This is a genomic window from Bacillus sp. VT 712 (assembly GCF_001614195.1).
GTDB lineage: Bacteria > Bacillota > Bacilli > Bacillales > Bacillaceae_H > Priestia > Priestia flexa.
The window spans coordinates 21,145-34,672 of the sequence record NZ_LWBK01000032.1; the positions used below are offsets into that span (position 1 = coordinate 21,145).

The following is a 13,528-nucleotide window of genomic DNA, read 5'->3' on the forward strand; positions in this document are numbered from 1 at the left end:
CACCCTATTGTTTTAAAATTGAACGCCACTGTAAATCTCCTCGCTCTAAACCATGGATTAAAACCTCAGCTGTTCCCATATTGGTTGCGAGTGGAATAGCATACACATCACATAGGCGCATAAGTGCTGATACGTCTGGCTCATGAGGTTGAGCTGTAAGCGGATCACGAAAGAAGATAATCATATCCATTTTATTCTGTGCAACAAGAGCACCAATTTCTTGGTCTCCACCTAATGGACCCGATTGAAAACGATGAATCGATAATCCTGTCGCTTCAGAGATTCGCATTCCCGTTGTACCCGTTGCAAAAAGCTCATGGTTCTTTAGAATATGTTGGTAAGCAGTTGTAAATTGAACCATGTCATTTTTCTTTTTATCATGTGCAATTAATGCTATTTTCATATATGACTCTCCTTACTCAATAATATTTTCCAAACCATATACAAGCGTATCAATATTTATTACCGCTTCAACCGCGAGCTTCACGCCAGACATGAAGGACGCACGATTATACGAATCATGACGAATCTTTAATCCTTGTCCAAAGCCACCAAATAATACTTCCTGGTGAGCAATTAATCCTGGCAAGCGTACGCTATGAAGATGAATGCCGTCATATGTAGCTCCTCTTGCACCTGCTAAAATTTCTTTTTCCTCTGAGTGACCTTGCTTTTTCGTTTCACGAACTTCACTAATGAGCTCTGCTGTTTTTAACCCTGTTCCAGAAGGTGCGTCTAATTTTTGATCATGGTGAAGCTCAATAATTTCAACATCGTCAAAATATTTAGCTGCCATTTGAGAGAACTTCATCATTAAAATAGCACCAATCGCAAAGTTTGGAGCAATGATACAGCCAATTCCTTTTTCTTCTGCTAATTCTTTTAATTCCGCTAAATCTGCTTCGGAAAAACCTGTCGTTCCGACTACTGGACGGATGCCGTATTCTAACGCTTTTTTCGTATGTACTCTTCCAATTTCAGGCGTTGTTAAATCAACTAATACATCAGCTTCAACAGTTTGGAAGCATTTTTCAATATCTGTAAAGATAGGAGCTTGAACATTTGGCATTCCTTCTAAGTCGCTAATTAACTTCCCTTCATGAATACGATCAACAGCAGCTACTAATTCAAACGCTTCTGTTTCTTGAATTAGGGTCACAGCTTCTTTTCCCATTCTCCCACGAGGGCCTGCAAGTATAATTCGAGTTTTTTTCATGTTAATTCTCTCCTTATTCATCAATTTTTGTCCAACGATCTTTATCCCGCGTATTAAATTTCTGCATAACGCGATTATGTGCTTCTTCTAAATCAATATTTAACGAATTGGCAAAGCAAATTAATACAAATAAAATATCGCCCATTTCTTCTTCAACTGTCCGCTCTGCTTCTGTTGTCTTTTTAGGCTTTTCTCCGTAATAATGATTAATTTCACGAGATAACTCTCCAACTTCTTCAGTCATACGAGCCAACATCGCCAAGGGGCTAAAGTAGCCTTCTTTAAACTGTCCAATATATTGATCAACTTCAGCCTGCATAACCTTCATTGATTTATCTGCCATATGTATTCACCTCTTTACCTTCTATGCCTCTCTCATTGCATAATAAGTATTTACCTTTTATTTTTTTGTACATTCAACTTCATATTATAACATCTCTTCCCTAAATTTCTTAATAGAAAAGTTTGATTAACAAACATTATAAATGAATAAAGCTATTCTCTTTAGCCGTGCATGATTCAATATTTAAACGTGTATGATACAAACAAAGCGCTTTGGACGGTTCATTTGGACGATGACATTTCTCTTATCCATTTAGTATGATAGGAAAGAATGTATTCATGTTTATAGAAGGAGGTTTTCTATTGTGAAAGGACTAAAGTTCAAGAATATCTTTTTTATTTTGTTAGGTTCGGCTATTTTTGGATTTGGACTTGTGAATTTTAACATGCAAAACAACTTAGCAGAAGGCGGTTTTACTGGTATTACACTGCTTTTATACTTTTTATTTAACATCGACCCTTCCTATTCAAACTTAGTGCTTAATATTCCACTATTCTTTGTCGGATGGAAGCTGTTAGGACGAACCTCATTTTACTACACCATACTAGGCGTTATCAGCCTTTCTGTTTTCTTATGGATTTTTCAGCGCTTTCCAGTCGATATGCCTTTAAAAAATGATATGACGCTTGCAGCTCTATTTGCAGGTGTATTTATTGGAGTGGGGCTTGGAATTATTTTTAGATACGGAGGGACAACGGGTGGAGTTGATATTATCGCTCGTCTCGTTCAGAAATATATTGGGTGGAACATGGGAAAAACAATGTTTTTATTCGATTTTCTTGTTATTATTACCTCTCTTATCTATTACCTAACCTATACAGAGGCAATGTATACGCTCGTAGCCGTATTTGTCGCTGCTAGAGTCATTGATTTTATTCAAGACGGAGCTTACGCCGCAAAAGGAGCAACCATTATCTCTGCTCGTAACGAAGAGATCTCAGCAAAAATCATGCAGGAAATGGATCGTGGAGTGACTATTTTAAAAGGCCAAGGATCCTATTCTAAACAAGAAACTAACGTATTGTACTGTGTTGTAAGTAAAAATGAAGTCTTTCGATTAAAACAGGTCATCACTTCTGTTGACCCATACGCGTTTGTAGCGGTGAGTGACGTTCACGATGTACTAGGTGAGGGTTTTACATTGGATGAAAATAAAAAGCCGTTAGAACGTTAAATCGTACATACAAAATGAGGGTGGGACATAACAAAACAAATTTCCAAAAAGACGAACACTCGCTTTTCTCACCTCTTTACGTTGTCAGAACAAGTTTATTCCATTGCGCTACGGCCACTCGCTTTCCGCGGGGAGGAACCTGAGCTTCCTCTCTTTCTCGCAGGAGTCGAGTGTCCTACGCTCCATTCCATCCTGTTTTCACAATCAACAAAAAACCTGAACGATTAAAAGTGAAGAACTCTCAACCGTTCAGGTTTAATATTGGCTGAATTACTTATGTCCCAGCCTCATTTCAATTAATCTTCGTTGTTCATTCCTGTGTAAATTAAGATTAAACGCACAAGCTCTAGTACTGCAACCGCTGCTGCTGCAACGTATGTTAAAGCTGCTGCGTTTAGTACTTTTCGCGTCTCACGCTCTTCGTCGTTGCGAATTACACCGCTTGATACGAGAAGGTTCATCGCGCGATTTGAGGCGTTAAACTCAACTGGAAGCGTTACGACCTGGAATAAAACTGCTGCTGCCATAAACACAATCCCTAGCAACAATAGGCCGCTCATCTGAGCAAAGATACCAATCATGATTAAAATCCATGAAAAGTTTGATCCGATGTTAGCTACTGGTACTAAGGCATGACGCATGCGTAAGAACGAATAGTTTTCATCGTCTTGAATTGCGTGCCCTACTTCATGGGCTGCTACCGCTGCGCCTGCTACAGATGTTCCGAAGTAGTTATCTTCAGATAATCGTACTACTTTTGAACGTGGATCGTAGTGGTCAGACAACACGCCGCGAACTGGCTCAACTTGAACGTTGTACAAGCCGTTTTCGTCCAAGATACGTCGTGCCACTTCAGCACCTGTCATTCCAGAAGAACTGCTTACTTTTGAATATTTTTTATAAGCACTTTTCACTTTAAACTGTGCCCAAATCGGCACTAAAATAATGATGAGAAAATAAACCAAAAACCCCATATGCACACTCCTTTACTTGTATGGTTGGTACATTTTCATTTTAGACAATTCGAATATGTCCGTCAATCATTTCGCTCCGGCTCAGCCTTGCGAACACGCTCTGCTCGATACTTACGAAAACCAACATACGATAAAGTAAATACAATAATACTTCCTGTCGTAATCATGACCCATATAAGTGATGGATCTACCTTATCTTCTTTTAAATGTTCAAACAGAGACTGAAAATCTTCTTCTGCTGCTACTAATTCTTGTGAAGACATCACCATTGCATCATCTTGCTTTAAATCTTCAATATGCTGTTCAACACGTTCAATATCCTTATCATCAACATCGACTTGAACACTTGGAGAAATCAATTCATAGGCTTGTAGTAAACTTTGAAGCTCTTCTTGATACTGCCCATCTTCACCTTTTGATATACTCATTTTCATATCTTGAAACGTGGTAATAACTTCTTTTTCCATTTCTGTCCAAAGAGGTTGGTATTCACTTGATAAAGCATCAACTAGTAACCGAAACTGTAATGCTGTATTTACAGGGTCACTATTTTCATCGTCCAGTGCTCTTTCAACATTTTGAGCTGTTACTACCAGCACTTGATACTCTTTAGTGGATAAATCTAAATCATGTATATTTACGCTTGAAACTTCATGTGAAAATTGTTTCATTAAATCACGCGCTTCATCATATTTTTCCTGCTGAGCAAGGTCTAATGTTTCATCAGCAAGTTCATTTAACTTATCCCAAGATTGCTGTGTAGCCGCATTAACTGATGTTGTTAATAGTAAAAAAATAAGCATGGCGATGACAGATATTTTCTTGTTCATTCTTGTCCCTCCTCTAGCTTCTATTAGAAACTTATGAGGAATAGGACAAGAGTAGACCTATTAAATCCCTACTTCAAAGGGGTAATAAAGTTTTGCGTATAAAACTTTTCATACACGCCAACACCAAGATGCGTAAAATCATTATTTAAAATCGCCTTACGGTGACCTTCACTATTTAACCAGCCTTCAACCGCAGCAGGACCATCCGTATAGTTAGATGCAATGTTTTCACCAGCTGTTCGATACAAGACGTCTCCTTTTTGCAGACGATTTCCTAGATCTCCTTGAACTGGAGACTCATGAGCAAAATATTCTAAATCGCTCATTTCTTTGCTGTGTAAATAAGCTACTTTCGCCGTATCTTCATCCCACGATAATGCCTCTTTTCCATGGCGCTTTCTAATAACGTTCGTCAAGTCGATAATTTGTTGAGAAGCTCCATCTTCAATCTCTTTCCACTCTTCTTGAGAAAGTGATGGTACTTCAGGGAAACTCCCTCTATACATTACTTCATACGGCTTTTGCTTCATTAAAGTTTCACTATCCATGACGCGGATACTTGATAATGTATTTAAAAATTGATCAAAATAAAGCTGGATATATACACCATCATACTTTACTAATGGGCGCATTTTTAAATCTTCGTCATTGAGTTGAAAACGATAATAATCGAGCCCTTCTCTCAATTCAACTTCTCGCTCAATTTTAACAGCTTTGGCTACTTCAGATCGAGATTGACCAATCACAAATGGTGCGGTATTTACGTTTTGACCAATAGAATACACGCTCACCACTCGGTCACCATCTATCCCTACCTGCATGTAGGAATGATCATCGGTTTTATACACCCACCAATCATATCCGTAAGCAGAAGGATCAACACGGGTTGGTTCTCCATACATTCCCATGACTTGTTCAGGATGTAGACCAATCAAATCAATAACGTTTTCCCCTTCTATTTCTGGTGCAGCCGTTTCAACCGCACGGTCATTTATAGTCTCATTATTTGAAACCTCTTCCTGTGCTGATTCATTTACATACTGCTCCAATAAAGGGATATATTCATCAGCGTATACAAATGCAACGATTAACACGAGAACAAATATAACTTTTTTCAGCGTCAGTTCCTCTCCTTACATCTTCAAGAGTTCGTATAGTTATTATACATGTAATGACGTGAAAATAGCTAATAAAAAAGCTATCAACACCCTTTGGTGGCGACAGCTTTTCCTGGATTAATGAAGTTGATTGGAAATACGAGAAAGAGCTTGACCAGCTTGTTCATCTGTAAAGCGATACGTAGATAAATCTCCTAAAGCGACAACGCCAATAAGCTTGTTTCCTTCTACAACTGGAAGCCTTCTGATTTGATGATTGGCCATAATTTCCACAGCTTCTTCTACCGTTGATTCGCCCGATACCGTTACTAGTTTATCACTCATTACCTCGGTTACTTTACTGGAATTGGGCTTCTTTTCAGCAATACCTCGAATAACTAAGTCTCGATCAGTTATTAATCCAATTAATCGGTCTTGATCAACAATTGGAATACTACCAACGTTTAATTCTTTCATCTTTAATGCAACTTCGTATACATTATCTAACGTGGTACACGTTTCAACGTCTGTTGTCATTACATCACGAACACATTTCATAGAATCTCCTCCTTTACATTCAACGTTATTTTGACCGTTTTTCAAAAAATCTTTCACGTTATTTACAATTTCTTGGTCTTTTCAACTGAAAATCTGGATAAACATTGCAAGTTTTATCCAATCATACTATGATGAAAATGGGAGAAACATTTGGTTTAAAGGGGGAACTGTAATGAAACTAGAAGATATGGATTTTACTGATGTAAGAGTTGATTTAGAGCATGCCGATGAGATTATGAGCCGATTTGGACTAGTGCGAGCTGGACAGTGGGATTACGAGCGGGTAACATATGATCGCAAGTTTGAAATTCAGCACCATACCTTTTATTTACGCGTACAAGGATATGCTGCTGAAGGGGACATTGGCGGCAGGCATGCGTTGATTCAATTTATGACGCCTCTGCTTGGCAAACACTATTATCCGCACGGCGTAGAATATGGAGAAGAAGAAAATTTCCCTTCTACACTGGTTGATCAATGCAAGCGAATTTTAAGCCAAATTCATTCCGAACTTCAAAGCGTTCAGGCTTCCTAATAAAAAGAGTGCTTACAATCCTGTAAGCACTCTTTTTATTGAGAAGAAATCGGAGATGAAGCATCATAACCTGCATCAAGTTCCATTTCCTGCTTCTTATCTTTTTCACGCTCTTTCTTCGCCCACCGGAAAAAGGTGTAGCCAAGAATAATCCCATATACAATCTCTTGAATAATTTTCATGATGACTCCCCCAAGCTGCTGGTCTTCTACCGGAGGCAATACGTTAAACATTTCTGGGGCTAATGCGCCCATCGCTTGAATAACATCCGGGGATACGCAAAGGGCTAAAGCATTCACCCACGCCTGCGAATCAGTATACGTGGCATATAGCGACGTATCAGCAAATATAATTAACGCACAAGCAGGCGTTAACAACATCCCATCAGCAAAAATGTAGCCAATTTTTTTCACACCGTTTAACGTCTGATACTCCTCCAGCTTGTTTAAAAGTGGCCACCACATGCAAAAAGAAGCTATAAACAGCAAAATGCTAATAATTGCGTGAAGCGTCATATCTGTCTTCACAGTGTCAAACACAAGCGGTATATGATAAAGAGAGAATAATCCGTTAAAGACAAGTAAAGCAATGAGCGGCTTTGTTAAAAAGTGAAACACTGGCTTAATGCCTTTTTGATGAATCAGTAATCGCGCCATCCACGGCGGTATTCCCAGAATAAGTAAAGGTGGAATAGCTAAATAAACCAGCGCCATTTGGGCCATATGTGCACTAAACATCAAGTGCCCTAGTAAATCTAGCGGACCGCCTTTGCATATGTATAGCAGCGCCATTCCAAATACAAAAAACGCTTTTGTTTTACGATCAACTTCTTTACTTCCTTCAATTTTATATCGATACGGACCTGTGAACAATAAATAAACAACTGTCACCGCACAAATAACGAAGAAAAAATACGGACTCCATAACGCTTCGAATCCAAACATTCTTAAATTATCAATCACAATCCGTCCCTCCTTTACTCAATTGCGAATAGTACATGCTTGAAAAGAGCTAGCAAGCGCTAGCTCTTCTTTACTTACCACCAAATAATTGTAACAAATGCCCAAACCGTTATAAGTGCTACAAGCACTCCTGAATATAGAAACATCGTTGGCACTTCATGTCCTTTATGATTCATATGCATAAAGTAATAAAGCTGAAAGATAACTTGCACAACTGCTAACAAAATAATAACTGGTACGGTAAACCATCCGCTAAAGCTATCGCTCCATACGGCAAAAAAAGCTATGAGCGTAAGGAAAATCATTAACGCAAACGAGATTAACTGCATTCGCATGTCTTCAGCGTTTTTCTTCTTACGATACTGTAAGTCTACCTTTGGGTTACCTGTGTCAGAATGATTTGTTGTCATCTCTTCATCCCACCATTCCCATTAAGTATACAACTGTAAAAATAAACACCCATACAACATCAATGAAATGCCAGTATAAGCTTGCTACATAAAATTTTGGCGCATTGTATAGACTTAAGCCACGCTTTGAGTTACGGATAAGCAATGAGCCAATCCACAATAATCCAAACGTTACGTGCGCTCCGTGCGTTCCTACCAAGGCATAAAATGCAGATCCAAACGCACTGCTCGTAAACGTATGGCCTTCATGAACATAATGCTTAAACTCATAAATCTCTAATAGTAAGAAAGCGAACCCTAACAGCCAAGTAATCCACATCCAAAGCTGCATCTTCTTATAGTTAAAGTTCTTCATATGATACATTGCATATACGCTTGTTAATGAACTTGTTAATAAAATCATTGTGGCAATAAATACAAGCGTAATATCAAATAATTCTTCTGCTTTTGGGCCTGTATGCGTTGAATTTCTCAACGCTAAATACGTTGCAAACAACGAAGCAAAAAGTACGGTTTCTCCCCCAAGAAAAAGCCAAAATCCTATGAACTTATTTTTCCCTTCAAGGGTTGATTTCTCAGGCGAATCTGGAAAAGTTTCAGGCGTTAATTTTTGTTCTGCTTCCATCTTTATTTCGCCTCCTCATCAAGCAAATCTTCTTTATGAATATGATAGCCATGATCATCAATCCACGAACGGAAGAACATAGAGATAAAGGTAATCACTAATCCTATAATTCCAACTAGATCTCCCCAGCCATGGTCATTGCGGAACAAAAAGCCAAATGCTGAAACAAACAGACCAAGAGAAATAATAAACGGAATGATTGATGAGTTTGGCATATGAATATCACCAAGCGGCTCAGCAGGCGTAATGCCCTCTTTGTTTCCGGCACGTTTTTCTAACCAGAATGTGTCTAATCCACGCACAAGCGGCGTTTGTTTAAAGTTATATTCTGGAGGCGGTGATGAAATCGCCCACTCCAGCGTACGACCTTCTCCCCACGCATCGCCTTCTGCTTTTGGTCCATTGATGCTTGTTTTGATGACGTTGATAATCAGTACAATGGTTGCCAAGGCCATAAAAATGGCTCCAGCTGAGCTGATTGCATTTCCAAGATCCAAGCCCTGTCCTGGTAAAAAAGTTGCTACACGACGAGGCATACCCATTAAACCTAAGAAATGTTGAATAAAGAACGTTAAGTGGAAACCGATAAAAAACAGCCAAAACGTAATCTTGCTAAGCGTTTCATTAAGCATACGCCCAAACATTTTCGGCCACCAAAACGTGGCTCCTGCAAATAGAGCGTACACAACTCCACCTACAATAACGTAGTGAAAGTGAGCAACAACGAAATACGTATCATGGAACTGATAGTCTGCTGGTGCCGCAGCAAGCATAACACCTGTTACACCACCGATAACAAACGATGGAATAAACGCTACAGAGTACAGCATTGGTGATGTAAATTCAATGCTTCCTCCCCAAAGTGTAAACAACCAGTTAAAAATCTTAATTCCTGTCGGTACAGCAATTGCCATCGTCGCTACTGCGAAAATTGCATTTGCGATTGGTCCAAGGCCTGTTGTAAACATATGGTGAGCCCAAACCATGAATCCTAAAAACCCAATCAGCACTGTTGCAAATACCATAGAAGAGTATCCGAACAGTCTTTTTCTTGCAAACGTCGGTAAAATTTCTGAAAAAACTCCAAAGGCCGGTAAGATTAGTATGTATACTTCTGGATGTCCGAAAATCCAAAATAAGTGTTCCCAAATAATTGTGTTTCCACCCATCGTTGGATCAAAGAAATTCCCACCAAACAAGCGATCAAAAATCATTAAAAATAATCCAACAGTTAAAGCAGGAAATGCAAATAAAATAAGTGCTGATGCCACAAACGTAGTCCACGTAAAGAGGGGCATTCTCATGTAAGTCATACCAGGTGCTCTCATGTTAATAATTGTAACAAGAAAGTTAATACCCGCAATCAGCGTTCCAGCACCGGAAATTTGCAGACCTAATGCGTAAAAATCAATTCCGTGTGTAGGCGATGCTAGTGATAGTGAAGCGTATGATGTCCAGCCTGCATCAGGTGCTCCACCTCCTATAAACCAGCTTAAGTTTAGAAACAATCCACCAAAAGCAAATAGCCAAAAGCCAAGTGCGTTTAAAAATGGAAACGCTACGTCACGAGCGCCAATTTGAAGTGGCACAACTGCGTTCATTAGCGCAAACAACAGCGGCATAGCTGCTAAGAAAATCATCGTTGTGCCGTGCATTGTTAAGATTTCATTATATGTTCCCATCGCGACAAAGTTATTTTCAGGAATAGCCAGTTGAATTCGAATAAAAAGTGCTTCGATTCCTCCAACTATGAAGAAAAAACCTCCCGCAATTAAATACAAAATGGCGATTTTTTTATGGTCAACGGTTGTTAAGTAGTCCCATATTGTCGCCCCTATACCCCTTTTTTGAGTGAGCGTACTCATAGCTAGACCTCCCCTTTTGAAAGCTAATTACCGTTTATTTTTCTTTCAGCTCCAATAAATACTCGGTTAGCTGATCGACTTGTTCATCTGTTAAGTCAGGATATGTATTACTCATTTTGTTTCCTGGCTTAATTTCTTCAGGGTTTTTGAGCCATTGTTTTAAATTTTCTTCATTATGTTCTAAAACACCTGCAATACGCTCACGATCTGCAAATCCAGCTAGATTTGGAGCCTGACGCGCTTGTTCTGGTCGACCATCCTGCGCTTCAACAGCGTGACAGCCAATACAGCTTTCTGTAAAGATTTCCTCTCCCGCTTTTGCTGAAGCTGTCGATACGTCTGGTTTTACATCTTTAATATCGCTAACCCATGTATCAAACTCTTCACTTGGAAGGGCTTTAACTTTGAAATCCATATAGGCGTGAGATGGACCACATAGCTCTGCACACTTCCCATAAAAAAGACCGTTAGCGCTTTCAGCCTTTTCTGAATCAAACACAAGCCAAAACTTGTTCTCATTCTCTGTATTCGTATCTACTTTTCCGCCCACTGAAGGAATCCAAAAGGAGTGTTTGACATCTGAGGCTTTCACGTTAAAATACACTTTTGTATCTGTTGGTACAACAAGATCTTGGGATGTAATGATTTTTTGGTTTGGGTATTCAAACTCCCACCAATACAAGTTAGCTCTTACATTGACGACAATTGCGTCTTCCTTTTCCATTCCTTTCACATCAGCTAATTTAAACGTATCAGCTACTGTGGGAACTGCTAGGATGACAAGTAGAATAATAGGAATAACAGTCCAAAGAATTTCTAACTTGTGGTTTCCTTCTACTTGTTTTGGAATCACATCTTCCTCACCTTTGCGGCGTTTAAAACGCACAACTACATACACAAAGATGATTGCAACAACAATAATTACAAGAACCATAATTGCTGTACTAAGCAGCATAAGTGAATACTGCTTTTCTGCCACTTCACCTGCAGGACGAAGCGTTGATAAAAAAGGCTCTCCGCAGCCAGCTAATAGCACGGCTACCAGACTAAACAACGATAAAACACGAAAGTTTAATCGCCATTTTCTCATAGCTTTTTCAACCTCTCTTTCATGGACGTGATTTTCTTATTCATAACAGAAGCTGCTATGAATAAACTTTCTTCCTTCTATGATAAATTCTAGATTAGAAGAAATCCCCTGTATTTAAATTTTTATGTAGGACTACGGTGTCTAGGAGCTCGTTACGCAAAATAGATGACTTCTTAGCGGCCTCTTTAGGTAAGCATATGTTGTTGAAGCAGTGGTATGAAGAATCCGTTTACAGTTTTGACATCACAAAAATCATCTATTCACAAATATTTCACATTTGTTTTAGATTTCTGAAATCTTACAGCCTGATGCATGAACATGTAAAGATGTAAATTACTATATTTCTCCTGTTTATTAAAGCATATTTTGGAAAGTTTATGTGAAATTTTTTTGAAATAAATATGGATTTTTTTTGTCACCTTGTACAAAACCCTATCTTATACTTGATTATTGTATACTATTATAAGTAGAATAAGGTGTTGTATCTTGTCGAATGAGTTTAATAACTTATCTTTCTAGCAATACAACCTTACACTTTCTACCATTATAACAAATGAATACATGCTTATGGGAGTTTATTCGAACTTTTTCAACGAAACCTTAAACTAGTAAGTCATGTACTTCCATTCGTCTTCCTGTCTAAAGGAAACGTTTAGCGGACTAATTATCATACTTTAGGAAGGTGAATACATTGAAACGTGGATTAAAAGGGCTTTCTGTTATTGTAACGTTAGCAATGCTCCTGATTTTACTTGGGGGAGCACTTGTAACCAAAACTGGATCAGGAGATGGCTGTGGCGACTCTTGGCCTCTATGTAACGGTGAATTGATTCCCAGCAACATAACATTTGAACTCGTCATTGAACTTAGTCACAGACTTGTATCAGGTGCTTCAGGCATCTTAGTACTTTTACTCTGTGTGTGGGCTTGGATTGCACTAGGACATATTCGTGAAGTAAGACCACTTGCTTTTATCTCGTTTTTCTTCTTAGTGCTACAAGCGTTAATCGGTGCTGCTGCGGTTATGTGGGGACAATCAGATGCCGTACTTGCACTACATTTTGGAATTTCACTTATTTCATTTGCATCTGTTCTCCTATTAACTCTCATCATTTTTGAGGTAGATAAGAAGTTTGATGCTGATAGCGTCGTCATTGGTTCAACGATGAAAAAACATATTTATGGATCTATTCTTTATACGTACGTTGTCGTCTATACAGGAGCGCTAGTACGCCATAAAGAAGCAAGCTTAGCTTGTCCCGATATTCCGTTCTGTTCCAATGCAGCTGGCTGGTTACCAGGTGATATTAACCAATGGATTCAAATGGGACACCGAACTGCTGCAACCTTAATTTTCGTTTGGATTTTAATTGCGTTTATTCACGCGTTTAAGCACTACCGTGACCAGAAGAATATTTATTATAGTTGGCTAATTGCTTTAGTGTTAGTAACAATGCAGGCCATTTCAGGTATGTTAGTTGTTGTTACTCGCCTAAACTTAGGACTAGCTTTAGCCCACGCACTAATTATTTCTCTATTATTTGGGGTCTTAAGTTACTTGACACTTCTTGCTACTCGCAGTAAAAGAACAAAATAAAAGAGGCTGGGACAAAAGGTCTCTATAATCGAAAAAAGGTGAAGTCGCCGGTGCGACTTCGCCTTTTTTCAATTATTTTAAAGATATAAAGGCAAGATCTCACCCCCTTGCCACATATTTTCGTATATTCACGGCCATTAGTGCGAGGCCGGTTTCGTTTTCGACTTTGGATTTCCCACGAACAGAAAATCGTGTGAAACCTAAATTAGCCTTCAAGAATCCAAAAACTGGCTCCACGTCCATTTTACGTTG

16 protein-coding genes are annotated in these 13,528 nt (G+C 38.8%); 3 read left to right on the forward strand and 13 right to left on the reverse strand.

Annotated elements, in window-relative coordinates:
* Positions 1–4: 4 nt before the first annotated feature.
* From mgsA to A2U94_RS14745, 3 genes are read right to left on the reverse strand one after another with little or no spacing between them, the layout of a single operon-like run.
* Complete coding sequence (gene mgsA, locus A2U94_RS14735) at positions 5–403, reverse strand: methylglyoxal synthase (RefSeq protein ID WP_025907347.1); 399 nt, start codon at positions 401–403, stop codon at positions 5–7.
* A 12-nt stretch (positions 404–415) separates the two neighbouring features.
* Entirely contained in the window at positions 416–1,216 is an 801-nt protein-coding gene (gene dapB, locus A2U94_RS14740; RefSeq protein WP_025907346.1) for a 4-hydroxy-tetrahydrodipicolinate reductase, read from the reverse strand.
* 13 nt (positions 1,217–1,229) lie between these two features.
* Positions 1,230–1,559, reverse strand: coding sequence for a nucleotide pyrophosphohydrolase (locus A2U94_RS14745; protein WP_025907345.1), 330 nt, complete (start codon positions 1,557–1,559; stop codon positions 1,230–1,232).
* 304 nt (positions 1,560–1,863) lie between these two features.
* On the opposite strand from A2U94_RS14745, the gene A2U94_RS14750 reads away from it, so the two are divergent.
* Entirely contained in the window at positions 1,864–2,733 is an 870-nt protein-coding gene (locus tag A2U94_RS14750) for a YitT family protein (RefSeq protein ID WP_035319798.1), read from the forward strand.
* A 296-nt stretch (positions 2,734–3,029) separates the two neighbouring features.
* On the opposite strand, the gene A2U94_RS14755 is transcribed toward A2U94_RS14750, so the two are convergent.
* The 4 genes from A2U94_RS14755 to A2U94_RS14770 form a co-directional block, all read right to left on the reverse strand.
* The gene (locus tag A2U94_RS14755; RefSeq protein WP_025907342.1) at positions 3,030–3,707 is read right to left on the reverse strand and encodes a zinc metallopeptidase; all 678 of its coding nucleotides are present in this window, start codon (positions 3,705–3,707) and stop codon (positions 3,030–3,032) included.
* Between the two features lie 62 nt (positions 3,708–3,769).
* Positions 3,770–4,537, reverse strand: a complete 768-nt coding sequence (locus tag A2U94_RS14760) for a sporulation protein YpjB (protein WP_025907340.1) — start codon at positions 4,535–4,537, stop codon at positions 3,770–3,772.
* A 68-nt stretch (positions 4,538–4,605) separates the two neighbouring features.
* Positions 4,606–5,631: a CAP domain-containing protein gene (locus A2U94_RS14765; RefSeq protein ID WP_231882769.1), complete on the reverse strand. Its 1,026-nt coding sequence runs from the start codon at positions 5,629–5,631 to the stop codon at positions 4,606–4,608.
* Between the two features lie 141 nt (positions 5,632–5,772).
* Entirely contained in the window at positions 5,773–6,192 is a 420-nt protein-coding gene (locus A2U94_RS14770; protein WP_025907336.1) for a CBS domain-containing protein, read from the reverse strand.
* A 172-nt stretch (positions 6,193–6,364) separates the two neighbouring features.
* Here A2U94_RS14770 and A2U94_RS14775 point away from each other — a divergent pair, with 172 nt between their 5' ends.
* Positions 6,365–6,727: a YugN family protein gene (locus A2U94_RS14775; protein WP_025907334.1), complete on the forward strand. Its 363-nt coding sequence runs from the start codon at positions 6,365–6,367 to the stop codon at positions 6,725–6,727.
* A gap of 35 nt (positions 6,728–6,762) precedes the next feature.
* Here the strand turns inward: A2U94_RS14775 and ctaG are convergent, their stop codons facing one another.
* The 5 genes from ctaG to coxB form a co-directional block, all read right to left on the reverse strand.
* On the reverse strand, positions 6,763–7,689 hold the full coding sequence (ctaG, locus tag A2U94_RS14780; RefSeq protein ID WP_035319795.1) for a cytochrome c oxidase assembly factor CtaG: 927 nt from the start codon (positions 7,687–7,689) through the stop codon (positions 6,763–6,765).
* A 74-nt stretch (positions 7,690–7,763) separates the two neighbouring features.
* Positions 7,764–8,099 (reverse strand): cytochrome c oxidase subunit IVB, encoded by a 336-nt coding sequence (ctaF, locus tag A2U94_RS14785; RefSeq protein ID WP_025907330.1) that lies wholly within the window; start codon positions 8,097–8,099, stop codon positions 7,764–7,766.
* Between the two features lie 4 nt (positions 8,100–8,103).
* On the reverse strand, positions 8,104–8,724 hold the full coding sequence (locus A2U94_RS14790; RefSeq protein WP_025907328.1) for a cytochrome (ubi)quinol oxidase subunit III: 621 nt from the start codon (positions 8,722–8,724) through the stop codon (positions 8,104–8,106).
* Positions 8,725–8,726: 2 nt separating this feature from the next.
* Complete coding sequence (ctaD, locus tag A2U94_RS14795) at positions 8,727–10,589, reverse strand: cytochrome c oxidase subunit I (RefSeq protein ID WP_035319793.1); 1,863 nt, start codon at positions 10,587–10,589, stop codon at positions 8,727–8,729.
* Positions 10,590–10,623: 34 nt separating this feature from the next.
* Positions 10,624–11,679: a cytochrome c oxidase subunit II gene (gene coxB, locus A2U94_RS14800; RefSeq protein WP_025907326.1), complete on the reverse strand. Its 1,056-nt coding sequence runs from the start codon at positions 11,677–11,679 to the stop codon at positions 10,624–10,626.
* Between the two features lie 691 nt (positions 11,680–12,370).
* On the opposite strand from coxB, the gene A2U94_RS14805 reads away from it, so the two are divergent.
* On the forward strand, positions 12,371–13,276 hold the full coding sequence (locus A2U94_RS14805) for a COX15/CtaA family protein (RefSeq protein ID WP_025907324.1): 906 nt from the start codon (positions 12,371–12,373) through the stop codon (positions 13,274–13,276).
* 99 nt (positions 13,277–13,375) lie between these two features.
* Here A2U94_RS14805 and A2U94_RS20765 read toward each other — a convergent pair.
* Positions 13,376–13,528, reverse strand: a 153-nt coding sequence (locus A2U94_RS20765) for a transposase (RefSeq protein ID WP_156482263.1), incomplete at its 5' end; no start/stop codon positions are given.

Bases quoted from the DNA above. Each gene is read 5' to 3' on its own strand.
- mgsA (WP_025907347.1), bottom strand. From the start codon at position 403: ATGAAAATAGCATTAATTGCACATGATAAAAAGAAAAATGACATGGTT.
- dapB (WP_025907346.1), bottom strand. From the start codon at position 1,216: ATGAAAAAAACTCGAATTATACTTGCAGGCCCTCGTGGGAGAATGGGA.
- A2U94_RS14745 (WP_025907345.1), bottom strand. From the start codon at position 1,559: ATGGCAGATAAATCAATGAAGGTTATGCAGGCTGAAGTTGATCAATAT.
- A2U94_RS14755 (WP_025907342.1), bottom strand. From the start codon at position 3,707: ATGGGGTTTTTGGTTTATTTTCTCATCATTATTTTAGTGCCGATTTGG.
- A2U94_RS14760 (WP_025907340.1), bottom strand. From the start codon at position 4,537: ATGAACAAGAAAATATCTGTCATCGCCATGCTTATTTTTTTACTATTA.
- A2U94_RS14770 (WP_025907336.1), bottom strand. From the start codon at position 6,192: ATGAAATGTGTTCGTGATGTAATGACAACAGACGTTGAAACGTGTACC.
- A2U94_RS14775 (WP_025907334.1), top strand. From the start codon at position 6,365: ATGAAACTAGAAGATATGGATTTTACTGATGTAAGAGTTGATTTAGAG.
- ctaF (WP_025907330.1), bottom strand. From the start codon at position 8,099: ATGACAACAAATCATTCTGACACAGGTAACCCAAAGGTAGACTTACAG.
- A2U94_RS14790 (WP_025907328.1), bottom strand. From the start codon at position 8,724: ATGGAAGCAGAACAAAAATTAACGCCTGAAACTTTTCCAGATTCGCCT.
- ctaD (WP_035319793.1), bottom strand. From the start codon at position 10,589: ATGAGTACGCTCACTCAAAAAAGGGGTATAGGGGCGACAATATGGGAC.
- coxB (WP_025907326.1), bottom strand. From the start codon at position 11,679: ATGAGAAAATGGCGATTAAACTTTCGTGTTTTATCGTTGTTTAGTCTG.